This is a genomic window from Chryseobacterium camelliae (assembly GCF_002770595.1).
Classification (GTDB): Bacteria; Bacteroidota; Bacteroidia; order Flavobacteriales; family Weeksellaceae; genus Chryseobacterium; species Chryseobacterium camelliae.
Map to the genome: position 1 here is coordinate 1,240,929 of NZ_CP022986.1, position 23,619 is coordinate 1,264,547.

18 protein-coding genes are annotated in these 23,619 nt (G+C 45.3%); 4 read left to right on the forward strand and 14 right to left on the reverse strand.

Going from position 1 to position 23,619, the window contains the following annotated elements; translation table 11 throughout:
* Nucleotides 1–174 precede the first annotated feature (174 nt).
* On the reverse strand, nucleotides 175–1,227 hold the full coding sequence (locus CGB83_RS05620) for a hypothetical protein (RefSeq protein ID WP_157761350.1): 1,053 nt from the start codon (nucleotides 1,225–1,227) through the stop codon (nucleotides 175–177).
* A 172-nt stretch (nucleotides 1,228–1,399) separates the two neighbouring features.
* On the reverse strand, nucleotides 1,400–2,830 hold the full coding sequence (locus CGB83_RS05625) for an exodeoxyribonuclease VII large subunit (RefSeq protein ID WP_100074924.1): 1,431 nt from the start codon (nucleotides 2,828–2,830) through the stop codon (nucleotides 1,400–1,402).
* A 231-nt stretch (nucleotides 2,831–3,061) separates the two neighbouring features.
* Between CGB83_RS05625 and CGB83_RS05630 the strand changes: the two genes are divergently transcribed.
* Nucleotides 3,062–4,492 (forward strand): SDR family oxidoreductase, encoded by a 1,431-nt coding sequence (locus CGB83_RS05630; RefSeq protein ID WP_100074925.1) that lies wholly within the window; start codon nucleotides 3,062–3,064, stop codon nucleotides 4,490–4,492.
* A 98-nt stretch (nucleotides 4,493–4,590) separates the two neighbouring features.
* On the forward strand, nucleotides 4,591–4,962 hold the full coding sequence (locus tag CGB83_RS05635) for a response regulator transcription factor (RefSeq protein ID WP_100074926.1): 372 nt from the start codon (nucleotides 4,591–4,593) through the stop codon (nucleotides 4,960–4,962).
* Nucleotides 4,963–5,047: 85 nt separating this feature from the next.
* Here the strand turns inward: CGB83_RS05635 and CGB83_RS05640 are convergent, their stop codons facing one another.
* Entirely contained in the window at nucleotides 5,048–5,917 is an 870-nt protein-coding gene (locus tag CGB83_RS05640) for a glycosyltransferase family 32 protein (protein WP_335621878.1), read from the reverse strand.
* A 231-nt stretch (nucleotides 5,918–6,148) separates the two neighbouring features.
* Here CGB83_RS05640 and CGB83_RS05645 point away from each other — a divergent pair, with 231 nt between their 5' ends.
* On the forward strand, nucleotides 6,149–7,480 hold the full coding sequence (locus CGB83_RS05645; RefSeq protein WP_100074928.1) for an alpha-amylase family glycosyl hydrolase: 1,332 nt from the start codon (nucleotides 6,149–6,151) through the stop codon (nucleotides 7,478–7,480).
* A gap of 101 nt (nucleotides 7,481–7,581) precedes the next feature.
* Here CGB83_RS05645 and CGB83_RS05650 read toward each other — a convergent pair whose 3' ends face one another.
* From CGB83_RS05650 to gntA, 4 genes are all read right to left on the reverse strand, one after another.
* On the reverse strand, nucleotides 7,582–8,451 hold the full coding sequence (locus CGB83_RS05650; protein ID WP_100074929.1) for a DJ-1/PfpI family protein: 870 nt from the start codon (nucleotides 8,449–8,451) through the stop codon (nucleotides 7,582–7,584).
* A 151-nt stretch (nucleotides 8,452–8,602) separates the two neighbouring features.
* Complete coding sequence (locus CGB83_RS05655; protein ID WP_100074930.1) at nucleotides 8,603–9,166, reverse strand: Crp/Fnr family transcriptional regulator; 564 nt, start codon at nucleotides 9,164–9,166, stop codon at nucleotides 8,603–8,605.
* Between the two features lie 1,048 nt (nucleotides 9,167–10,214).
* Entirely contained in the window at nucleotides 10,215–10,802 is a 588-nt protein-coding gene (locus tag CGB83_RS05660; protein WP_100074931.1) for a DUF1989 domain-containing protein, read from the reverse strand.
* Nucleotides 10,799–11,509: a guanitoxin biosynthesis heme-dependent pre-guanitoxin N-hydroxylase GntA gene (gene gntA, locus CGB83_RS05665; RefSeq protein ID WP_100074932.1), complete on the reverse strand. Its 711-nt coding sequence runs from the start codon at nucleotides 11,507–11,509 to the stop codon at nucleotides 10,799–10,801. Before gntA ends, CGB83_RS05660 begins: the two co-directional genes overlap by 4 nt.
* A 562-nt stretch (nucleotides 11,510–12,071) precedes the next feature.
* Between gntA and CGB83_RS05670 the strand changes: the two genes are divergently transcribed.
* Entirely contained in the window at nucleotides 12,072–12,428 is a 357-nt protein-coding gene (locus tag CGB83_RS05670; protein ID WP_100074933.1) for a prevent-host-death protein, read from the forward strand.
* A 220-nt stretch (nucleotides 12,429–12,648) separates the two neighbouring features.
* Here the strand turns inward: CGB83_RS05670 and CGB83_RS05675 are convergent, their stop codons facing one another.
* The 7 genes from CGB83_RS05675 to CGB83_RS05705 all read right to left on the reverse strand — a co-directional run bounded on the left by CGB83_RS05675 (nucleotide 12,649) and on the right by CGB83_RS05705 (nucleotide 23,618).
* Complete coding sequence (locus CGB83_RS05675) at nucleotides 12,649–13,833, reverse strand: alpha/beta hydrolase (protein WP_100074934.1); 1,185 nt, start codon at nucleotides 13,831–13,833, stop codon at nucleotides 12,649–12,651.
* A 21-nt stretch (nucleotides 13,834–13,854) separates the two neighbouring features.
* Nucleotides 13,855–16,158 (reverse strand): beta-glucosidase family protein, encoded by a 2,304-nt coding sequence (locus tag CGB83_RS05680; protein ID WP_172954679.1) that lies wholly within the window; start codon nucleotides 16,156–16,158, stop codon nucleotides 13,855–13,857.
* A 32-nt stretch (nucleotides 16,159–16,190) separates the two neighbouring features.
* The gene (locus CGB83_RS05685) at nucleotides 16,191–18,899 is read right to left on the reverse strand and encodes a TonB-dependent receptor (RefSeq protein ID WP_100074936.1); all 2,709 of its coding nucleotides are present in this window, start codon (nucleotides 18,897–18,899) and stop codon (nucleotides 16,191–16,193) included.
* A gap of 8 nt (nucleotides 18,900–18,907) precedes the next feature.
* The gene (locus CGB83_RS05690) at nucleotides 18,908–19,795 is read right to left on the reverse strand and encodes a prolyl oligopeptidase family serine peptidase (protein WP_100074937.1); all 888 of its coding nucleotides are present in this window, start codon (nucleotides 19,793–19,795) and stop codon (nucleotides 18,908–18,910) included.
* Nucleotides 19,792–21,327, reverse strand: coding sequence for a long-chain-fatty-acid--CoA ligase (locus CGB83_RS05695; protein WP_100074938.1), 1,536 nt, complete (start codon nucleotides 21,325–21,327; stop codon nucleotides 19,792–19,794). Before CGB83_RS05695 ends, CGB83_RS05690 begins: the two co-directional genes overlap by 4 nt.
* A 232-nt stretch (nucleotides 21,328–21,559) precedes the next feature.
* Nucleotides 21,560–22,435, reverse strand: coding sequence for a helix-turn-helix domain-containing protein (locus tag CGB83_RS05700; RefSeq protein ID WP_157761351.1), 876 nt, complete (start codon nucleotides 22,433–22,435; stop codon nucleotides 21,560–21,562).
* Nucleotides 22,436–22,496: 61 nt separating this feature from the next.
* Nucleotides 22,497–23,618, reverse strand: coding sequence for an alpha/beta hydrolase-fold protein (locus tag CGB83_RS05705; protein WP_157761352.1), 1,122 nt, complete (start codon nucleotides 23,616–23,618; stop codon nucleotides 22,497–22,499).
* Between the last annotated feature and the right edge of the window lies 1 nt (nucleotide 23,619).

The following is a 23,619-nucleotide window of genomic DNA, read 5'->3' on the forward strand; positions in this document are numbered from 1 at the left end:
TAATAATTCACCGTTATAGATTTAATTCTTTACATTTTACAATATTGACCAGATTCTGATAAGATATTTTTTTTAAAACATACACTCATTAAGAATACAATTTACTTATGGCCGGCATCGCAGTAAAACAATTGAAATTAAAGGCACATGAGCAACAGGCTTATGATTTTAGTATTACTTCTCTTTAACGATAATTTTCCTGATCAGGGCATTTCCTGTACCTGTGGTGAGTGCCTGCGGTTTCCCGTTAGCCCAATACAGGGCTGCAGATCCTCCGCCCGGGTTTTCCTGATATCCTGCGGCATATACATCGGTACCTAAAACGTCAATAGTCAATGCATAAGAAACACCTGAACCCACCACTACCGGCGAACCGTTCTTCCAGTATTTGGCAACATTTGAATTCCCGTTGGACGACAGTCCGGATCCTGAAATATAAACATCATTATTTCTCACTGATATCGCATTTCCACTGACACTTGAAGCCCCATCCTGAATCAGCGTGGGAGCAGACAGGTTTTTAGAATACCGCGTCTGCGACTGCCCCGAATTATTGTAAATCACAGACCACATCATATAGACATCATTCCCCGAAACGGCAATATCCTGATGGTCTGCCGTAGTACTCTGGTCTGAAATATCGGTTCGCTGGCCGTTTTTCCAGTAACAGGTAACCGGCGTAAGCCAGCTGGTCATCCTTCGTTCTCCGATCACATATACATCGTTACCAACAACAGCGATTCCCTCAGCTACGGCACTCTGGCTATTATCTGTCAGCACAACCGGGATACCATTTTTCCAGTATTTGGCGATATAGGTGGTACCGCCCGCAATCATTTCCTGCCCTGAAACATAGACATCATTTCCAATGACCGCAATATCAGTGGCGAATGCATCCTGAGAACCGTCCGTTAAATCTGTAGCCACTCCGTTTTTCCAGAATTTTGCCACATACTTTCCATTGGCCTTCACTTCATAACCGGCGACATAAACGTCGTCACCTATCACTTCCATCCCCGTAGCAAGAGAAGAGCCCGACCCGGTCCCCAGGACGACTGCGGTTCCGTTTTTCCAGTATTTGGCTTTATAATCTTCACGGCCGGCAGCGTATACAGTCGGTCCGTTCTGGGTCTGATCCGGCTGATCGTCGTCGTTGCTGCAACTGAGGGCAGAAATGCCCGTTAAAAATGCCATAGGCAAAAGGCAGAAAAGAGATTTTATATTCATCGTTGATTATTTATGGTCTCTTACTCAAAAACTGAGCCGAATATCAGCAGGACAGGATGAATAATTGTTAAGATGAAAAATGTATTATTGATATCACCTGGTCCGTAATTCGGTCTTTATTTTACGATATGAAAAACATTTCGCTTCTTTATTTCCCATAACCTCTCAGTGCTCAGAATATTTTTGCCAGCACGAAACCCATAATCAACGCAATCACCGCTGCAATAAGCAGTTTGATATAATCGGTTTTCGGTTCCTCCAACTGCTTTTGCATGCGTTCGTTGTCCTGTTTCAACACGTCCAGCCCAGCCTGTAGTGATGCCGTTTTCTCGCTGATGGCAGACTGCATGTTTTTCTCATACAGGGCTGCAATTTCTTTCCGGCCGGCTTCCATCTCTTCCTGACGCTGTTTCTGCTGTGCCGTAAAATGTGCATTCAGCTCCTGGATCTGTTTAGCCGAATTTTCCTGCAGTTTCTGGACGTCTTCATTCCTCTTGGCCAGCTGCTCCGTTAACGTCTGCACCTGCTTTCCATACGTTTCTGAAATTTCTTTTTTAAGCTTTTCAACCTCCTCATTCCTTACTTTCAGCTGTTCATTGAAGGTTTTGCTCTGATGCTCTACCTGCTCCTTAAAGGTTTTCTGGGCTTCCAGGAATTCCTCGTTTTTCTTTTTGAGCTGTTCGGAAAGCGTAGTTACCTGTTCCACGAATTGTTTGGAAACATCTTTCCTCACTTCCTCAATCAGCAACGCCCTGGAGTTTGATTTTTCCTCTGTGAGCTTGTTCAGGATCGCATGAAGGCCAGAGCCGTAATCATGAGGGAGATGGTACCTTTTATCAGCGAGCTTATCCAACAGGGTTTCATCTGCGGTATGGCCCAGTGCCGTAATGGTAATTGATGGGAGCGCGATAAACTGTTCTGCCAGGCTGAGGTTATTGAATACCTCAAAGCTCTGTTTGTCCCCGCCGCCGCGTACCAGGGCAATCACATCATATCCGCCGGCTGAAATTTTATTCAGGACATCTGAAACGGAAGTCGCTGAGGTAATATTGCAGGTATATTCGTCAATATCGAAATCTTTGGACGAAACATCGAGTCCCTCATAAAAATCTTTCTGCACAATGGCATTATGCCCGTAGATATTGGCGATCCTGACTTTCTCAGACTGAAGCACTTTATTTCTGATGAAGGTTTCCAGGTCCTGTGAACCCTGCTCCAGCTTCCTCTGGATGAGATCGTACCGCTTCAGGTCCTCTTCGGAAACGGTTTTTTCTTCCTGGGAAATGATTTCATCAACCACAAAAACCAATTCGATGCTGGAATTCTTGACTCTCTTCTCTATGAATCCGCGAAGGGTGTAGAGTTCATTGTTCATGATTTTGCTCCTGAGCAGCCCGGGCATTTTAACCCCGATCGAGGTACTGTCGCTTTCGGAGTATAAAAAGTCATAGTAATAATTGACATAGGCTTTACCGCCTCCGTAGGAATACCGGCCTTTCAGGTAGATCAGGTTAACGGTTGCATTGAGCTTCAGGGCATTGTTGAACAGGCCGATAACGGCTGCCGGGGAATAGATCTGGTAAGTAGGTTCGCTGCCCTGCATAGGATGATGGTGTAATAATAGGAAACTGGTGCAAAGATAAGACTGTCTGCCGGATATTCCTGCTCATCCGGCTCTTAAATTATTCCTGAACATCTCACAGGTACAGCATCCTAAAGAATTCCCATTCATGTGGTATCAGATTTGTACCTCTCTGGCAAAGGCGGAGTACCGCTTACCTTGTCTTACCATCTTTTTCAACACCTTTTTACAATTTATTAACCACAATACTCTATGAAAATATTTCTTACCGGCGCAACGGGATATATCGGTAAAAGACTTCTGATTCAGCTTCTGAGTGCCGGCCACGAGGTCATCTGCTCTGTACGGGACAAAAAACGTTTCGATGTATCTCCGTATAAAAATTACGATCATCAGCTGAGCGTGGTCGAACATGACTACAATGATCCGGCTACCTTATCCGATATAGATCAGGATATTGATATTGCCTATTATCTCATCCATTCCATGTCTGCCAATGCGGATTTCAGTAAAGCCGAAAAAATATCCGCTAAAAATTTCGCGCAGACTATTGAAAAGACGAATTGTAAACAGGTGATTTACCTGACCGGTATCGTGAATGAAAAAGAACTTTCGAAGCACCTTCAATCCAGAAAAGATGTTGAGGAAGAACTCAAGTCCGATTCTTATGCCTTAACCGTGCTGCGTGCAGGGATCATCATCGGTTCGGGATCTGCCTCCTTTGAAATTATCCGCGACCTGGTGGAAAAACTTCCTGTGATGGTAGCCCCGAAATGGTTGAAAACACTGTGCCAGCCTATTGCAATCAGGAACGTCATCGAATTCCTGATAGGGGTCATTGGAAAAGCCTTTACGTATAATAAGCATTTCGATATTGCCGGCCCGGATGTGCTTTCCTACAAAGAAATGCTGCTTATCTTTGCGGAAGAACGGAAACTGAAGCGGACGATTATCTCCGTACCGGTCCTCAGCCCTAAATTATCGTCTTACTGGCTGTATTTCATCACCTCAACATCATATGTACTGGCCAAAAACCTGGTTGAGAGCATGAAGATCAATGTTGTGGCAGAAAAAAATGACCTTGCCGAACAGCTGGGCATTCATCTACTCACCTACCGTGAAAGCCTGAGGCTGAGTTTTGACAAAATCGAACAGAATGATGTGCTTTCTACCTGGTACGACTCGTTCGGGAATTACCGGTACTCCAAAAATATGTGGGATTTCCTGGAAGTTCCTACCATGGGGGTTTTTAAAGATAAAAAGACAAGAAAGATCAAAGATGAGCAGAAAACCCTGGACAAGATCTTCGGTATCGGAGGAAAAAACGGATGGTACCATGCCAATTACCTGTGGAACCTCAGGGGAAGCATCGATAAGCTTTTCGGAGGGGTCGGGCTGAGAAGGGGCCGTAAAAATTCCAAACTGATCAGTGCAGGGGACAGTGTGGATTTCTGGCGCGTGCTGTATGCCAGCAGGACAGAGAAAAGGCTGCTGCTGTTTGCAGAAATGAAAGTGCCGGGTGAAGCATGGCTGGAATTCAGGATTAAAGACGGATGTCTGATCCAGGAAGCTACTTTCCGGCCGGTAGGACTCTGGGGAAGATTATACTGGTATGCAGTACTCCCCTTCCACGGCTATATATTCAACGGAATGATCACAAAACTCACGGATGATAAGGATTAATATTCTCTGCATCAATGCATGCGGACAGCATTTGAAGAAAATTTAAAATATTTCCGACATCTTTTTAAAATTGGCTCCGTTTTTGCCAAGCCAACACTATGAAGACTATTTATATCCTGGAAGATGAGACAGGCATCAGAGATGCACTCCAATTACTCCTGTCATTTGAAGATTACGATGTGCGTTCTTTTTCTACCGTAGAAGCATTCAACAACAGAGATACTTCAGCTGTGCCTGACCTGTTTATCCTGGATGTAATGATGCCCGACGGATCCGGAACCGAAGTATGCAACCAGCTAAAGAACGAACCGGCAACTTCCGGTATCCCTGTAATGATCATCAGTGCTCACGCCAAAGCGGAACAGGTAACCAAAGCCTGCAATGCGGACATGTTCGTCAGCAAACCTTTTGATATTGATGATGTTCTGGTTAAAATAGAAAACCTGACCAGTTCTGAAGCAGGGGTTTAAGGTCTCAACCTCAGATATTGATTATTCCACATAAAAACTCCGGAGCTTTTGGTTCCGGAGTTCATGTATATGAGTTTGATATCTTTTACGCTGATTTTTCCCCTGTACTTTCAGGCGCACTTTTTTCAAGGTATTTCCTGATGCTTTCTTTTGGAAAAAGATCAAGGACCTGATCCACATCAATGATTTTATGTTCATTAATGATGCTGTCTACCGCTTTTGCAGCACCGGGCTGATTAACCAGCCGCTCCAGGAGCCCATAGGTATTCACCATCTTCTTATGGGTATTCTCCTCATCGCCTCCAAACCAGGAACCGTTAAAATGATGGCTCACATAATTGCTCGGGAGATCCTGTGAGAAATACACGGACGGATACAGCGTTACGTCATGCTTAAGCTTTTGTATGGTATCGCTGTAACGGTCGGCACCGTATTCTTTTTCCAGCATTTCAGAGAAAATGTCGGTATTGATGCGTTCTACAAAGCCTTCCTGCCGGTCATAATAGGCCACAAAGTCTTCTGCCAGCTTGTGTTTAGGTTCGGCCATCCAGAATGCGGAATACGGTACGCCTTTTACCTCAAACCCGCAGACCGCTTTCTCATCCAGGAATTCATCCAGAGGGAGTTTGAGCTCCATATCGGTATCCATGTAGATACCACCGTGTTCGTACATTACTTTGGAACGCACATAATCAGACACGAATGCCCATTTTTTCTGTTCAAAAGCTTCTTTTACATAGTTGTTGTCCTCCAGCGGGGCATTGCTCTCGTTCCATTCTACCAGTTCGTAATCCGGATGGATTTTCTTCCAGGAAGCGATGCAGTGTTCAGCCAGTTCATGTTTCGGGTGACCGCCAAACCAGCAGTAGTGTATTTTCTTCGGAATCATATTATTTATTTTTTTTGGTGTCGAATTCAGGCGGGCATCTGCCGCCTCGGTATTGTTTGCAAAAATTAAACCTTAATGGGTTGTTTCAGAAATATTTTTCCTGCCGGACACCCTTTTCTGCATGATTAAAATTAAAGGTGAGATCCATAAAGAATGCATTTCTCTTAAAAACAATATCCGGCACTTAAGATCCTATGGCAAAAAATCACAGTTATGATTGATCAGTCGGTTGAAAATGGTACATTTATTTCTTACTGAATAAGGAATGATAATCGATTATTTTACCTGTATATACTTATGGAGCAACCTTATCACCCCCGTTACCTGCCTAAAAAATATGTAGAGATCACCCCCCCGGACTGGATCAAGAACGCTACGGTCTATGAGCTTAATATCCGTCAGTTTTCAGAGGAAGGCACTTTTAAAGCCATAGAAAAGCAGCTTCCCAGACTCAGGCAAATGGGTATTGACATCATCTGGCTGATGCCGGTACAGCCTATCGGAAAACTGAACCGCAAAGGAAGCCTTGGAAGTTACTATTCGGTAAAGGATTACCTTGAGGTCAATCCGGAATTCGGCTCAGAGGAAGATTTCCGGCACCTGGTGCAGGCCATCCATCAGGAAGGCATGTATGTGATCCTGGACTGGGTAGCCAATCATACCAGCTGGGATAATGAAATGGTGACAAAACATCCGGAGTGGTACCGGAAATCCAGGAAAGACACTTTTCAGTCTACCCGCTGGAGGGACTATGATGACATCATCGAGCTGGATTACCGGTATCCGGAACTGCGTGAATACATGACCGAAGCCCTGAAATTCTGGATTAAAGAATATGACATCGATGGGTACCGTTGTGATATTGCCAGCTTTATCCCGATTGATTTCTGGGAAAATGTCCGCATGGAACTCGATACTATCAAACCTGTGTTTATGCTGGCAGAAGCCGAAGACCGCGAACTCCACCGCAGGGCATTTGACGTGACCTACAACTGGACGCTCTGGAATATCCTGCATCAGCTTGCCCTCAATGAAAGAAGCGTGAAAATACTTACGGAAGCTTACCTCGCCGAGCACGTCTCTATTTTCCCGAAAGACGGGATCAGGCTGAATTTCATCGACAATCACGATAAAAATTCATGGGAAGGCAATCAGTACAGCAATTTTGGTGATGCCCTGGAAGCCGCTACTGTCTTTACTGTGATGATGGACGGAATGCCGTTGGTCTACAGCGGCCAGGAAGCAGGGCTCGACCGGTCTCTTCAGTTTTTTGAAAAAGACCCTATTGAATGGAAAACCCATCAGAATGAAGCCCTCTATACCACCCTTTTCAGGCTGAAGCATCAAAACCAGGCCCTGTGGAACGGAAGGTACGGCGGCGAAATGGTGAGGATTATGAATGACAGGATGGATCAGGTGATTTCTTTTGTACGCGAAAAGAACGGTGATAAAGTCCTTACTTTCATGAACCTGAGTAAAGACTCGGTCATGGTGCAGTTTGATACATCCTTCGATATTGGCGATTATACCAGCCTTTTTACCGGGCAGCCGCATACCGTGCCGGAAACCATGGTCCTCAATATGGCTCCGTGGGAATACATCATCCTGCACTGTGAACATCATGAATAAATCTTTCATCAGGATACAATAAAATAAATATAGCCGCTTCTTTCTTGTGTAGGAAGCGGCTATACTTTGGTTACCGGAATAAAAGGATCCTGTATCCTTAACTATTTGGAATTTCCTGAAGCAGTTTCAGAAAGTACCCTGGCACACATTTCCCCGAATGCATTGGCTGCCAGCGGGCTGTCGCCAGTCACCAGCTTCCTGTCCGTATGGCAGGCTCCGGATATTCCTTCGTTTAAAAATTCAACACCCAGGTTTTTGAGCTTTTCGCCATAGAACCACGGCATTTTTCCGGGCTGGTATCCTATTTCAGGAAGTGTTTCATCGATACTGTCCGGGAATCCGTTGATAGCATATCCTTTGTAAGGGAAATTTTCAGGATCCTCCTGATCAGTAGCAGCCAGCAATGCAGCCGGGCCATGGCAGATCGCAAACATCAGTTTATCCTTTTCCACTACCCAACGGATCACTTTTTTCAGGTCCTCATTTTCAGGCAATCCCAACATAGCACCATGACCACCAGGAAGGAATACGGCCACATAATCGGTCTCAGACGTGAAATTTCCTTCCGTGAAATCCCTGAGGCTTTTAGGATGTGCAAGCTGTTCCGAATATTTTTCGATGATATTGCCCACGGCAACGTCCTGTAACGGAAGTGCCCAAAGCTCCAGCTTTACGGAATCCCCTGTCGGCGTAAAGAAATCCACTTCATACCCGGCATCCTCAAAGTGAAGGATCGGCACAAAGGTTTCCACAGGATGGTTTCCGGTAGAAAATTTTTTCCCGTCTGCCATTACCATATATTTCTCTTCCGTACAGACCACTAATATCTTCTTATTCTTATCCTTATTGCGGTTATGGTGCTCTACCGCTTTATAATCCGTTTTCGGAGCGACAAACTGAGATCTTGAAAATAATGACGGCTCATATCCTGTTCCGTCAAAAACCGCTGCTTTGCTTAATTCATTTGACATATTATTTCTATTTTAGGTTAATGTATACTGGTGAATCCTTACATTAACAGGCTATTGAGAAGCCTATTAACAATTATTATTCATACTGTAAAATTATACAGACCGGTTCGTTATCCCAAGGACCTATGTCACAAATAAAATGTGATGCGGATCACATCTGCAGCCTGCTGAGCGTTTCCCTGCTTACGCCCAGATAATTGGCCAGCAGCTGCTTGGAAATCTTACGGACAAGATCCGGGTACTGGTTCAGGAAGGTATCATAACGCTCCCTGGCAGAATGGGACATCAACGAGACGATCCGCTTTTGCAAAGCGATATATCCGAAATTAGATTTAACCCGGAAAAAATGCTCCATCTTAGGAAGCTGTGCACACAATGCTTCCATATCCCTGTAGGATATGCCGATCAGTTCTGCATCGGAAAGGCACTGAACCGCCAGTGTGGACGGCTCCTGCCTGAAATAAGCCTGAAAATCTGAAATCCACCAGTTTGTACAGGCAAACTGAAGGATATGTTCTTTACCCGCTGCATCAATCAGCCCGCATTTCAGTAAACCTTCCGAAACAAAGTACATATGCTCTACATGCTGGTTCTCCTGAATAACAAACTGATGCTTCCTGAATTTGAAAGAAGAAAAGTAACGTTCTATCACTTCATATTCCGCTTCATTGAGCTCAATAATTTCAAGGAGGTGGTTACGGAAGGTGTCATTCATTATCATGAGAATTAATGGGTGAGAATAAAAGTACGGTTTTTTATGTGCATTAAAAAAATTTTACATTTTACAGAAAATTAGCCGCTGGGAAAATTACCTTCCCTTGGAGAGTGGCGAAATTCAGAGAATTTTTTAACGGGTGGTTTTAATAACGATTAAAGTGTTTTGATCCTTTTGAAATTAAGATCATTTTAAAATATAACCACAACACTTACAAAAGCTTTTGACACTTAAGAATTATGAAGAAAATAGCTTTGAAAACAGAAGAACACATTAGTTTTTAAATCTAGGTTAAATTGAACATTTGTATAATTTGATTTCATGATGAATATAAGAATTACAACTATTTTCAGAAGTAAAAACCGACTTAGGAGTCTGGAGCGTTAAGACCAGAAGGCTTATAAACGTTAAGAAAATTCTATTGTCCGAAGCATGGGACTAACTTTGAATCGGAGCTATACTATTGCTACCACGCAAGTTTAGAATTTTTAGTGCATAAGACTTTCGGTTAGCGGAAGAATCCAGTCTTGATCTTTTGGTTCGTTTTGCATTAAGGCAAACCCGCAGGGTTCGCTGATAAGATAAAAGAATAAACAAGAAAGAAAAGTCACAACAGTTGAGCCTCTAGAATCTTAAGAAGATAGCTTTGAAACAGGAAGAACATATAAGATTTAAAACCTACGATATTTTATACAAACTGCCATTAAAGATAAGACTTTACCATTTCTTCAGCCATACATCTGTTTCTTTTTAAAACTATGGGTATCAAATCTAATGACCCGGTATCGAATATCTTAATATAGAATAGACTGAATATGAGCGGATATGAATTGGAAAAGGAAGCATTACAGTCATGCTTCCTGATTTGATGTATTGATAAGCGGATTCAGACCCGAAGCGCATTACTAGCCTTAAGGGCATCAGCGATTGCAGCAGTGAGGCTGTCATCTTGCTCGCCCCTGAATGATGAAGCGAAAAGCGTCTGTATGTTAAAACACTGAGAGGAGCCGGAATCCGGCTCCTCTGTTTTATAATCAGACTGTTTCATTTAATGGATAGAGTCTATAGCATAACCAATAGGTTTAAAGGAATAATTGTTCGACATTTCTGCTGAACACGCTGTCATTCCTATAATAAGGTCCATTTTAGCTTCGATGACGATATGGTCGCCTGCTTTGCTTTTTGGAGGCAGGACACTGATCTTTCCTGTTTCACCATCTACTGCAACATGCATAAAGACGTTAAAACAGATCGGAATCTCATCCGGACTGATACCGAAAGGCTGTAACGCTTCACAAAGGTTCCCGAAACATCCCCGGTGCGGATTGGTATCGCCGTAAATGATACGGAAAGTATCAGCACTGCAGGGTGTAAGAAGAAAATCATGGCGGCCTACGGTATCTTCCACAATATCAAACATAATATTGCTCCTGTTGGAATAGAAAGGATTTCCTTTGGTGAGGAAAATCGTTTCAGCATAGTCGATGGTTCTGCCGGAAGATAAGTATTCTTTGGTGTCATGCTGGTTAAAGCAGATAAAATCGGACACCTGTTCGCCCTGGATGTCAGTAATCATAAGGCGCTCCCCTTTTTTAAGGATAAAGGCTGTTCCGCTGCGCGGTGGTATGGTATTCATAAATGTTTGGGTTTAAAAGGACATTGCCAGCTGTTATCGTACTGCATTCCGCTGTACTGGTATACTTCAGAGGACGCTCCGAAATCCTGCAGCATCGGGTTGATGGATCCGCTGAGCTCAACATCTTTCTTACGGACGATATTTTTCATTTTATCATAGCGTTTCAGATGGCGTAACTCTTCAAACTGCTGGTGAGGATTAAACACAAGAGCCGGATATTTAAAGCGGCGGGCAGGCCTGCTGCTGTCAGGATTGAGACCGATCACGAAAAATGCCTCTTCTTTAAGGCTGAAGCTGAACTGATCCGACTGAGGGTCCGGACTTACCCTTTTGTCATAGGAATAATTTTTCCCGTCGAGGTCAGAAAGTGCCTGAAGGCGCATCCAGAGCAAGCGCTCAAATAAGGCTTCATCAATACCGGTAGCGTCCGGAAAGATAACACAGGCGGTATGGAAGTGATTTTCTGCATTGCGGTAAGAATCTACAAAATCATAGATAAACTCAAGGATTTGCTGGTCATCTTTCGGACAGGCAATATGCCCTGCAACAAAAATTCTCATCTGATCTCTGTTTAGGGCTGCCTTGGCTGCTACACAGGGAAATGAGGCATCATCAATAAATGACGCAAAAGCTTCTCTTGCGAGTTCTTCATGATTTTCTGATGTCAGAACATGATCTGTTGTTGAAGTGATTTCGGTGGGTCTCATGCTGAATCAGGTCTCAAAGTCTGTGCCAGCAAAAAAACTGAATTACAATAGGATAGCCATTACAACCATTGTAAGACACTGATTGACAATATTTAAATTATTTAAAATTGGGTATATTAAATATTTTATATTTAAAACCAATTAGACAAAATTTTATTTTACAAATGGCTATAAAAAGTTAATAATTAAAATAAAATAACCATCAAAACGGGAAAATTAGATCATTATTTTGTCAGTTTAAATCATAAAATGGAAAATATGATATATTTTTAATTACAGAAATCAAAATACATACATATAGTAAACTTTTGCTCTATCTTAATTAACAACATCCTTATACTTCAAAGATCGGTCCGAAATATTTCCATCACTCAATCTGATTCGCTTGAACTGAATATCATACTTTTTGAATACCATCTTTCTGCAACACATAAAAATTATCAGCACAAGCCTCCAATGGCCTGATATTTTCTTATCAAAGATTCAATAAATAAATCAGATAATTTTTATCTGATATTTTGCTATTTTTTACTTTCTCACTAAATTTGTAAAAATCGAATTCATGAACTATAAGTTTGAATTAAAAGGGCAGGGATCTAGTTCTAACATTGTTTTTAATACTATTGTATTTGACACATTCAAGATAAACATCATCGAAAGATATGCAGGGCGCCCTAACGCGCTTAAATTGTCCCATGTACTGTTTAAAGTGCGGACACTGGACGATCAGCTGATTAACCGAAAAGACGGCAACATCAGGGTGAAAATTAAGGATGAAAATCTTGAAAAGTATAAGGAACTGATCAAAAGGCTCTATTCATACGACTATAAGAACAAGCTGATCAACAGAAAAGAAGCAGATCAGGACTATGTCTATTTTATTCTGGATCTGGTGATCCGTAATTACCAGCTGAACTAAGGACTGTATTGTCCGTCTTGACAGACCATTTGCTGTATGAATTGACGGCAGAAGAGTCCGTCTCCTGATGATACACGTAACACAGGGAAACTATTGCTGAATATAAGGCTGTAGCTTTCTGATGAATCAGCAGATATAAATTTCCCGCAGGCCAGGCGTACATGCCCCTGATCTGCGGGAAATTTTTGTGCCCGGATACCATGATCCGGATATATGATATTTACTCTGCCGTAAGACGGTTCCGTTTTAGGAAATGCCTGATCTCCGCCCAGGTCATCTGCCCTGCAATGGAATTCGGATTGCCATCATAGACATGCTCACCGTACGGTACCTCCATATAAGAAACCGGCAGCTTCATTTCCTTAGACTTGTTCACGAAATCCCGGATCGCTTCCACATTCACTACATGGTCAATCTCACCGGTCAGGATCAGTGTAGGAGAAATGCCTCCCGAAAGATGGTCTATCAGGTTCAGCTGTTTGAAACGCGCGGGAAACTGTACCGGGCTTCCTCCCAGATATTTGTTCATCGGGTCGTACAGGTCTACGGTTTTCCCTTCCCTGAGCTTCTGGTAAAGGTCTGAGAGGCTGACCGGCGGATACAATGCGATCACCGCAGCCGGCGGAGCGACTTGGCTTCCGTCATAAGAATGGGCGAAACCATCCCTTAACCCCAGATCAGCCTGCATCACAAGTGATCCTCCCGCAGAACCTCCAACCAGGATCATTTTTGAAGGATCGATATTGAATTCCTGTGCATGTTTCCGGATGTAGCTCATGCATGTTACTATGGAATTGACCGCACTTTCATAGGTCTGGCGGTCCTTTTTTGCCAGAGGATATTCAATCCCGAAAGAAGTATAGCCCCTTTGCGTAAACCAGTTCGCCGCGTATCCAAGCTGGTCTCTTTTCCCTTCGATAAAAGCGCCTCCATGAACCAGGACAACCGGGATAGTCGGTTTCCCTGATGGATTTTTCGGACGGTACACATCAAAGAGCTGCTTTTCACCATAGATCGTAAGGTAATGATGTGTTTCTGTAGGCTTAACAGGTTTTTCCAGACCTTTCAGGCTTGGGATAAGTGAAATTTCAGCATCATATTTTGACGCTGTGCGCAGCATGATCAGCATGAAAATGAGCTGGCCGGCCAGGAACAGTATGCCCAGGATCAGGTTAAATTTCCAGATCTTCCTCCCCGTATCCTGCTTTTTAAAAAACAGGAAGGCTGTGATGCATAAGACCAGCGCAAGAAGGATGAATCTCGAGTTGAACTGCGTTGCAAAAAGGCTGCTGTAGCCGCTGACCATCATAGGCCATTTCAGGTATACCGACAGGGTCAGAAGTGTGCACAGAAGCAGGATCACCATCAGGATCACTGCCAAAAACAGGTTAATAAACTTTTTCATTATTACGTTTTATTTTAAATTTTAATTTTTGATTTCCCGGAACTTTAGATCGGGCTTCATCAGGTTTCCGGTTTTCAGGACGGTCATTTGACCTGGAATGCCGAAAGAATTTTTCAGTATGATATGCCTTGAGGAATTTCCCAGCCTTACCTCATAATTTCCGGCTTCTATTTCCCAGGATGAAGTTGCCGGATTAAATGAAGCCAGGTCATAATATGGGATGCCGACAGAAAAGGACTGCGACCTGCCCGGTTTAAGGGTTTCCGTTTTCACAAAGGCCTTCAGTTCCTGAAGCGGGTGGTCTAGAATTCCTTTCGGAGCAGAAATATATACCTGTGCCACTTCCTTTCCCGCAACTTTTCCGGAATTGGTTACGGTAAAGCTGACGTGCAGCATTTTTCCAGCAGAATCATGCCTGAGTCCCAGGTTTGAAAAGTCAAACTGCGCATACGAAAGTCCGTATCCAAACGGGTAAGCGACAGGAACATGAAACGTATCATAATACCTGTACCCCACATAAATCCCTTCATTATATATTGAATTCACCGGAAAATCCGCAGGAGTGCCCGGAAAAGACCCGGCAGAAGGGACATCCGCATAATCTTTCGGAAAGGTCTGGGCGAGTTTTCCTGACGGGTTCACTTTTCCGGATAAGATTTCCGCCACGGCATCGCCTGCTTCCTGACCGGGTTGCCAGGACAGCAGTACCGCATCGGCAAGATCTTTCCAGCTTTGGGTTTCAATCACCCCTCCAATGTTCATGATGATGATGAATTTCTTATTTTTTCCATGGAAAGCCCGGCTGATTTTTTCAATCATTGATTGTTCATCCTGCTGAAGGTTAAAATCAGATACGGGACGGTCACCGCTTTCGCCGGCATTCCTGCCGATCGTGAATATGGCAAGATCAGTTTCTTCCGAAGCCTGAAGGATTTCCTGATCGGAAAAATCCATTTCCCGGATCCTGATGTACTTTGAAAGGCTGCCTTCGCGTTTTCTTCTTTCGGTCTGAAGGCTGTCTTCCCGCCTGATGTATGGCGAGTATTTATCGGAAAGCCGGTGATCGATTTCAGCACCTGCATTCTTCAGGCCTTCCATCAATGAAACGACATAGGCCTCGTTCACATCGCCGCTTCCGGTACCGCCGGAAATAAAATTATACGAGGTATTGCCGAAAAGCGCGATGTTCTTTCCTTTTAACTTTACCGGGAGGCTTTTGTTTTTACTTTCGAGCAACACCATGCTTTCGGTGGCAGCCTGCCGGGCAATCTGTGCGTGGGTTTTCAGGTCCGGACGGTCAGAATACGCATAATTCCTGAACACCGGCGACTGTACAATCATCTTCAGAATACGTCCGGTACTTTCATCCACCGCGGATTTCTTGAGTTTCCCCGATTTTGCCTGCCGTATTACCGCCTCAACCTGCTGCGGCGTTCCCGGCATGAGCCAGTCGTTTCCTGCATTGATCTGTGCGGCCACATCAGATACTTTGTTGGCCCTTACCTCATCCTCGCTTCCGTAACCGCCGAACCAGTCGGTCATTACCACGCCGCTGAATTTCCATTCGTCCCTTAAAATTCCGGTCAGGAGGTCTTTATTCTCAGAAGCATATATACCGTTGATTTTATTGTAGGACGTCATGATCGCCCATGGCTGCGCATTTTTAACCGCGATTTCAAAACCTTTCAGGTAGATTTCCCGTAAAGCACGCTGCGAGATATGCTCATTCACCCCAAAGCGGTTGCTTTCCTGGTTGTTGGCTGCAAAATGTTTCAGGGTTGCCCCTACTCCATTGCCCTGAACACCGTTGACATAAGCGGAAGCCATCGTCCCGCTGATCAGCGGGTCTTCTGAAAAATACTCAAAATTTCTTCCGTTCAGCGGATTTCGCTGGATGTTCATTCCCGGGGCCAGGAGCAGGTCCACGCCATATTCTTTGGTCTCTTTGCCTATGGCATGGCCTATTTCCTTAATGAGTTCCGGGTTCCAGCTGCTCGCCAGTGCCGTAGCAACCGGAAAAGCGGTGGCATAGTATTTCCGGGTGCTGCCGTCACGTTCCGGCCGTATGCGAAGCCCGGCCGGGCCGTCCGCCAGAATGAGTTCGGGAATATGGTATTTTGGAAATGCATGGTTCTTGCCCGCACTGCCGGGGACTTTCATTTTCGGAGGATCCGGAAGTTGGGTAAGCCCTACCCATCCCGGCATGCCGGTGCCGACCAGAAGCCTGGCTTTTTCTTCCATGCTCATGGAACGGACGACGTCCTTAACAGCAGTTTTGCCCAACTGTGACTGTTGGGCAGAAACTGCAACGGAGACCGTTGACACAAAAATGAAACTTATATATGAAAAACGCATGATTAAAACTTGTAGGTAACGGTTAGATATCCTGAAGTCGGCGGGATCGCTACGGTAAAGTAAGGCGTATTGTTGGCAACCGCGGAATCGTATTCCGCCTGTGTGAAGCTTTCAAATCCTGCCAGCTGCTGTACCAGGGATCCCGGGCGCTGATAGCTCATGACCCCGTATTTGTTCAGGACATTATTGACGTTGATAATGGCGCTCAGGTTTTTAGTAAAATTATACCCGACACCCAGGTCGAACTGGGAAAATGCCGGCAGCTTATAAATATTAGTATTGCTGCCTTCTCTTTCCCCGAGGTAGCTCCAGGTCACAAAGGCGAAGGCATTGCCTACCGTGACGTTTGGAGTGATGTTGGCAATGATCTTCGGGGTATAGGCCACAGTAGTTCCGGAATAGGAAACAATCTGGTCATCGGCAATTCCCGGCTTGTTAAGATTCCAGTAAAAGCCTTTCTTCACTTTCGGGTCCTGCAGTGTTAATACGGCACGGATGGTGAAATGCGAGCTGGGTTTTATATTGGTTTCCACTTCCACCCCCCAGGTTTCATTTTCATTGTACAGGGTTGGTGTGGTGTAGAATCCTCCGGCACCGTTATCCGCCATAGAACTTACCGGAATATTTTTCAGAATACTGTAGAACGGCGTTACAAAAGCATCAAAATAGGTGGTCTTTGCTTTAAGCCCCATTTCTGCCTGCTGGGTTTTCCTGGATTGGGGGTTCAGAAGCCCGATGGTGTCTTCCCGGTTGGAGGCAAAGAAAATATCCAGGTCCGGGGCTTTGCTTCCCTGGGAATACCTGCCGTAAATAGCAAACCTGTTGTTGAATTTATAATTAACGGCTGCAGAATAGGAAAAGTTATCGATCTGGCGGCTGTAGCTCACATTGGTCAGCCGCACCAGCGTATTGTTGTCATAAATGGTATACGGATTATTGTCCGGGCCACCCTGTAAGGATAACGTTCCGTTCTGCGTTTTCGTATTGTTAAGGAAAGTCCGTGTATTGTCTCCCTTGATCCATACTTTTTCATACCGTACGCCCCAGTCTACCGTTAGGTTTTCGGTAATATCCCAGGTGTGGCCGAAAAATGCGGCTCCCTGCTGCTGTTTTGCCCTGAACTCCAGCAAATCTCCCGTACTTCCCGCTCCCTGGGCGAAACCATCCTTATTGGTTACCTCATAGGCTCCTGGAATCAGGTTGAAAGGGTTGGAAACAGTAGGATACAGCAGTCCGCCGGTGAAATCAAGCGTCAGCATCCGCGGACGGTTTTCCAGTGTGGTCAGTGCAATTCCATTGATCCCGGAAAACCTCCAGACATCGGAATAGCCGTAATACCCGCCGAAAGAGAAATTCATATTCCTCCACTTTTTATTGATGGTCAGCTGCGACATAGACTCCTTTACTTTATTCTCATAAAAGTTCAGGGGTGACAGGATGATGGAATTATTCTGTACATTTTGCCCAGGCAGCAGGTTTTTGGTCACATTGTAGGCAACACCGGTAGCGCCTACTCCTGCATTCACAGAAGCCAGCTCCTGACCGGTAAGGGCATCACGGAAAGAATAGGTTCCCACCCCAACAGTCCCCATCAGCAAAGCATAAGGCACATTGTCCGTAAGGGAAGTAACAAAGGCATTCCCGATGCTGTTCTGGGCCACGCTGTTATCGGCATATTTGCTGGTAAGGAACAATTTCCAGTTATTTCCCAGGTCATGATCCCAATTGACCGCTACAGACCTGTACTGGTTCCCGACCAGCCTTCCGGAATTGAAATCCACATTCCCGCCATGGATGAAGTCCTGTGAATTGTACTGCAACTTCGGGATGAGCAGCGAAGAACTGCTGCTGAAGCCTTCCGCAGGTTCGGGATCCGTATAGTTTTTTGTAGGGATGAGCTGGGCGTACCCGTTATGGTCATCCAGGTATTTCAGAAATACTTTGACGCTTCCGCGGTTGTATTTCTTCATGATATTGGCTTTCACCTGCCCCCCGTTATTGAAAGGATAGCCGGGATACCTCGCACCCAGGTCATACCGGTAGAATCCACCGATATTGTAAAACCAGTTGTCTCCCAGTGGCCCGCCGAAATTGGCATCGATCCTGTGGAAACCTGAATTGTCAGCTCCCTGTACCCCGTATTTTGCACGGATCTCACCGGAAAATTTATTGCCTCCGGTTTTAGAGATGTAATTGAAGATACCGCCCGGGGCATTGGCTGCTGTAATGGAAGCCGGCCCGCCGCGTACGGCATCAATCTGTGCTATGGTAGCATCCGCCCTCAGGAAAAAATCGGGGCCGTAATTAAAATAGGTGGTATTGGTCACCGGAAGTCCGTCTTCCTGCATGGAGATGTATTCATAGGCAAAAGTCCCGTCTGCGGACCCCGCGGAAATCCCCCTTGAGGACACATTATTCCGGATTTCGCCCAGTGAGGAGTTTACATAGACACCGGGAACATTCTTGAGCAGGTCCGCGGCACTGTTGGGCACCTGGCGTTCGATCAGTTCACTCTTCAACACCGAAATGGCGACCGGAGCGTTCATCCGCGTCCTCTTATCGAATACTCCGGTGACGATCACCTCATCGATATTGGCTGTTTTGGTGGTATCCGTCTTTTTCTGCTGCTGGGCCAGTACCGTTGCGGAAGCAGTAAAAAAAAGCAGGGCAATACTTATTTTAGAATGCAGTATTTGAGTTGTTCTCTTCATAATAATGGTTAGTTTATTCCGTATTTATTGAGCCAGGACGTCATTTCCCTGAACTCCATCTGCTGGTCTGCCGGCTTTTTCTCGATCTGATGGCCGGCGCCGGGAACTACGACAAGCTTGTAAGGAGTACCCTTGGCTTTCAATGCTTTTTCAAGGATATAAGCCTGTGGGATAGGCACGACCTCGTCTTGGTCGCCATGGATGATCATGATCGGGATTTTACTGACGTAAGCTACCGGGCTTGTTTTGGCATACGCAGGCGGAACAGGATCTCCGGGCTTCCAGACCGTAGTATTGCCGGACATTTTATCCAGGACTTCAAAAAGGTTGGCCGCTTTGACGTATTTCAGGGTCGGGACATCGGTAAAGTCTACCGGCCCGCACCGCTCTATAATCGTCCTGATGTCAGGATTTTTTGTATAGGCATACATCATCGATACATGCGCGCCCGAGCTTGCTCCCGTAATGGAGAAGCCGCTGCTGCGGGTATTCCATTCCTTTGAATGATCAGCCAGGTATTTCACTACATGGTCAATATCATCCAGGAGCTCAGGAAGGTGGGTGTCTTCCCTATTGGCATACCGGTAGTTGATATTGGCTACTGCAATACCGTGGGAAACCAGGTATTCGGAAAGCTTTCCGTCAAATTTCCGGTCTCCCTGGGTCCAGGCTCCGCCATGGATATTGATTACAAAGGCGGTTTTCGGGGAACGGTCTGCCGGAAGGTAAACATCCATTACATTTCTTTCAAAATCTCCGTACCGCACATCTTTCAGGACTTCAGAAGACCAGCGGCGCTGTGCGGAGGCTTGCTCAGGAGTTTTCGGAGCTGTGGAGCAAGAGGCTGCACCGGTCATAGCCAGCGCAAGCATAAGAGCTTTACAATAGTTCATCATATCTTTTTTTCTGTTTTTAAAAGTTTTTTAAGGATTTTCCCGGTAGCACTTAAGGGCAGTTCATCAATGAACTCAATGATCCTGGGATATTTGTATGTTGCGATCTTCTGTTTGGTCCATGCCGTAATGTCACTTTCAGAAACGGTGCTTCCCGGTTTCTTTACCACAAAGGCTTTCACTTCTTCCCCCAGCTTTTCATCCGGATGGCCTACTACGGCTACCAGAGAAATATCGGGGTGCTTAATCATCACTTCCTCTACTTCCCGCGGATATACATTCATGCCGCCGCGGATGATCAGTTCCTTTTTGCGGTCAACGATAAAAAAGAACCCGTCCTGGTCTTTTACCGCAATATCGCCGGAGAACAGCCAGCCGTTTTTCAGGACTTCAGCCGTTTCACCGGGCCTTCTGTAATAGGATTTCATCACATTGGGACCGCGGAATATCAGTTCTCCCTTTTCACCTTCCGGCAGCTCGTTCCCGTCATCGTCTACAATCTTTACATCGACGCCCCAGATCGGTGTGCCGATGGAACCTGCTTTTACGCCTATTTCAAGCTGGTTGAAGGTAACGACCGGTGACCCTTCAGACATGCCATAGCCTTCGATGATAGGGACATCAAACCTGGTTTTGAACTCGTCAATGATTTTTACCGGTAACGAAGCTCCGCCTGAAATACAGATCCTGAGGTTTTTAATTGCGTTCCTGTTTTCTTCGGAATCCTCCTCATTCAGAAGTGCCCAGTACATGGAAGGCACACCGGCAAAAATTCTGATGCTGAATTTTTGTATCAGCTGATATACCGTTCCGGCTTCAAATTTCGGGAGAAGCACCAGATGGAGGGATTTGCGGATCCCGGCAAGCATCATCACTGTCAATCCGAAAATATGGAACAGCGGAAGCACGACCAGCTGGGCCTCAAATTCTCTGGACCCAACTATTCCGGTAGAGGTTTCGGCATTCGTAAACAGATTGAGGTGCGACAGCTCTGCCCCTTTAGGTTTTCCGGTGGTTCCTGAAGTATAGAGGATCACAGCCGTATCTTCCGCAGCGGTGGTATAGCATTCGAACGTCTCTTCTTCATCCCGGATAAAGTCATCCAGGCTGAGGATATCACCGGAAGAAGGACCAATGCTGATCAAATGCTTACAGCTTCCTGTTTTATCGAATCCCTCCTTACCCCATTGACCGGTCGGCAGTTCGGGTGTCCCGGCGAAGCAGAAAAAAAGGCTGCTTTCGGAATCGGAAAGGTGGTAGCTGATTTCGTCAGGTTTCATCAGGATGCTCAGCGGAACTACCGAGGCGCCGGTCTTCAGAATCCCGAAGAACACCACGGCAAATTGGGGAATATTCGGGCATAGAAGCGCTACTTTGTCGCCATGGCCGATTCCTTTCTTCGTTAAGGCATGGGCTACCTGGCAGACCTTCTTATGGAATTCCTCATAGGTTAAGGTGGTAGCACCAAAGCTCAGGGCCGGTCTTTCAGGGTTCCTTTTAGCACTCTGCTCCACTAAAAATGATAGGTTCAGCATACAAATCCGTTCATATTGGGTTAACATTTAAACGAAAAAGCCCTTATACAGGCACTTTCCGTGTTTTTTTATCCTAACTCCAAATTAATGATCTCACGGACAGGCGGTGAAACGAAAAGGAAATTTCATGATACGAAAAAGGAATTTGTACTGAGGTGTATAATACAACGGACGCTCAAAAACACATTGTTAATCATGGTTAATGAGCGTCCGCATATTGCTGTTTAATTTTTCAGAGGCGTTCTTCGGAGGGCAGTTTCCCGAAATATCGCTGGTACAGCTGGGAAAAATGCCCACGGTTATTATAGCCGATGTAATCTCCTATTTCGCCGATGGGCTTTTCGGTTTCCAGAAGCAGTTTCTTGGCCGTCTCCATACGGGTTTTGATGATGTACTGGCGGATCGGGAGTTGAGTATAGTTTTTAAAGCCTTTTTTCAGGTCGCAGTTATTCAGCCCGCAGTAGCGGCTGATCTCTTTGATAGCGAGCTCACGGAACGCATGGGTATCCACGAAGTCCTTGGCCAGCCTGATCTTTTCTTCCAGTGCTTTTTTACTTTCAAAGGCCTTCTCGTCAGAGAGCAGGTAATGGATCCAGTAGTTCAGGAATTCCAGGATACGGCTCTCCAGGATGATACTGTCTGAATAGTTTTCAAAAGGGGTATCAAAGATGGTTTTCAGCTTTTCGCGGCTCAGGTAATTGCGTTCGGCATTTTCGAGTTTCTCTTTCAGCAGGCTGTTGTCTTTTGAGAAAAGGGTTTTCGGGACAAAGATCCTCATGCCGTCCACATTGGTGGTATCGTGCTCGAATTCTTTTTTCCCGTTGATGAAATTGCTGCTGATCTTGCCATCTGTACTGATCCGGAAATCCATCAGGCCGTTATCGCCTACTTTATGCGGAGAATGGAAAATGGTTTTTTCCCCGAAATCCCATTTGCCCCTGAAGAAGTGGAAGTTCTTTTTGTTGAACAGGATCAGCTTTCCCGAACCCAGATCTTCAGGCATTTCCAGAAAGGTCGCATTCAGGAAATCCTTCTGATCGAAGCTGTAATTCTGAAGCAGGCCGTGTTTAAAGCCCTCAGCTTCAAGATAAGGAAGAACGAGTTCCATAGAAATAATTTTTATCCCGGGTAAGTTAACATTTTTTAATATATGACAAAAATCATGTGTGTTACCTGAATATTTTCTGTGAGAACTGATAGAGGCACCGCCTCCAGGTGAGCCATTCATGGTAGGTTCCAGGAGATTGATAGGCGGTGAAAGCATAGTGGTTACGATGGAAAAAATCAGTCAGGATACGGTTGAACTCCTCAAAACGGCTGCCTTCCTTTTCCCCGATTCCAATGAAGAAGTACGGCTTTTTACCGGAAGACAGCAAATTCTGAACAGGCAGCTCCTTAAACGGTTCGTTTTCCGTAGCTTCATAAATAACGGGACTGAACGCTCCGACAGCGGAAAATGTATCCGGATGCAGAACGCCGATCAGCATGGCCTGGTAACTGCCGCGGGAAAGGCCGGCTACTGCTTTCTGTTCGTCAGTCCGGTATTTCTTCTCTATAAAAGGCATCAGTTCGGAAACGAGCCACTGGTCAAGGTTTCTGGAGGAAAGGACCGTCCTTGGATAATTGTCCGGCATTTTTTCCTGTTCAGGCGTTAAGGCTACCCCGTAATCCATTACCACGATCATTTCCTTTGCTTTTTTCGCTGCAAAAAGATTATCGAGGATATGGCCGATATGGCCCTGCTTTTCCCATCCGGTGATGTCTTCCCCGGTTCCGTGGTAAAGGTAGAGGACCGGGAATTTGCCTTTGCCGTAATCGGGCGGAAGGTACACTTTAAACTTCCGCTGCTGCTGGGTGGTTTCAGAATACAGGCTGTCATTCACAATCCTGCCGTGCGGGACCTTTTTAGGAAAGAAGAAATCTTCACCTGACGGAATTTCAATCCCGCTGGTAGGCTGGCTGTATCCGAAATAAAGCCGGGTATTGGGATCATTCGTCCTTTTTCCGTCAACGTTGAACCAGTAATAGTGGAAACCGGGTTCCATAGCTGAAGTACGGACGGTCCAGTAGCCATCCTTTCCTTTAATCGGTGTAGACCTGATATCCTTCATACCGTCACCGCCTTCCAGGACGACAGATTTCGCGGTGGGAAAATATACTTTGAAGCTGGCTTCATGCTGAGCATTGATTTTTGGAGATTCCTTTCCCGGCAGGGCTGTTACCGACGTTTTCCAGCCTTGGGAAAAGAGGATTTGGGAACATAAAAAACTGATGAATATGGCAATTTTCATA

Bases quoted from the DNA above. Each gene is read 5' to 3' on its own strand.
- CGB83_RS05620 (WP_157761350.1), bottom strand. From the start codon at position 1,227: ATGAATATAAAATCTCTTTTCTGCCTTTTGCCTATGGCATTTTTAACG.
- CGB83_RS05625 (WP_100074924.1), bottom strand. From the start codon at position 2,830: ATGCAGGGCAGCGAACCTACTTACCAGATCTATTCCCCGGCAGCCGTT.
- CGB83_RS05630 (WP_100074925.1), top strand. From the start codon at position 3,062: ATGAAAATATTTCTTACCGGCGCAACGGGATATATCGGTAAAAGACTT.
- CGB83_RS05635 (WP_100074926.1), top strand. From the start codon at position 4,591: ATGAAGACTATTTATATCCTGGAAGATGAGACAGGCATCAGAGATGCA.
- CGB83_RS05645 (WP_100074928.1), top strand. From the start codon at position 6,149: ATGGAGCAACCTTATCACCCCCGTTACCTGCCTAAAAAATATGTAGAG.
- CGB83_RS05650 (WP_100074929.1), bottom strand. From the start codon at position 8,451: ATGTCAAATGAATTAAGCAAAGCAGCGGTTTTTGACGGAACAGGATAT.
- CGB83_RS05655 (WP_100074930.1), bottom strand. From the start codon at position 9,166: ATGAATGACACCTTCCGTAACCACCTCCTTGAAATTATTGAGCTCAAT.
- CGB83_RS05660 (WP_100074931.1), bottom strand. From the start codon at position 10,802: ATGAATACCATACCACCGCGCAGCGGAACAGCCTTTATCCTTAAAAAA.
- gntA (WP_100074932.1), bottom strand. From the start codon at position 11,509: ATGAGACCCACCGAAATCACTTCAACAACAGATCATGTTCTGACATCA.
- CGB83_RS05670 (WP_100074933.1), top strand. From the start codon at position 12,072: ATGAACTATAAGTTTGAATTAAAAGGGCAGGGATCTAGTTCTAACATT.
- CGB83_RS05675 (WP_100074934.1), bottom strand. From the start codon at position 13,833: ATGAAAAAGTTTATTAACCTGTTTTTGGCAGTGATCCTGATGGTGATC.
- CGB83_RS05685 (WP_100074936.1), bottom strand. From the start codon at position 18,899: ATGAAGAGAACAACTCAAATACTGCATTCTAAAATAAGTATTGCCCTG.
- CGB83_RS05690 (WP_100074937.1), bottom strand. From the start codon at position 19,795: ATGATGAACTATTGTAAAGCTCTTATGCTTGCGCTGGCTATGACCGGT.
- CGB83_RS05695 (WP_100074938.1), bottom strand. From the start codon at position 21,327: ATGCTGAACCTATCATTTTTAGTGGAGCAGAGTGCTAAAAGGAACCCT.
- CGB83_RS05700 (WP_157761351.1), bottom strand. From the start codon at position 22,435: ATGGAACTCGTTCTTCCTTATCTTGAAGCTGAGGGCTTTAAACACGGC.
- CGB83_RS05705 (WP_157761352.1), bottom strand. From the start codon at position 23,618: ATGAAAATTGCCATATTCATCAGTTTTTTATGTTCCCAAATCCTCTTT.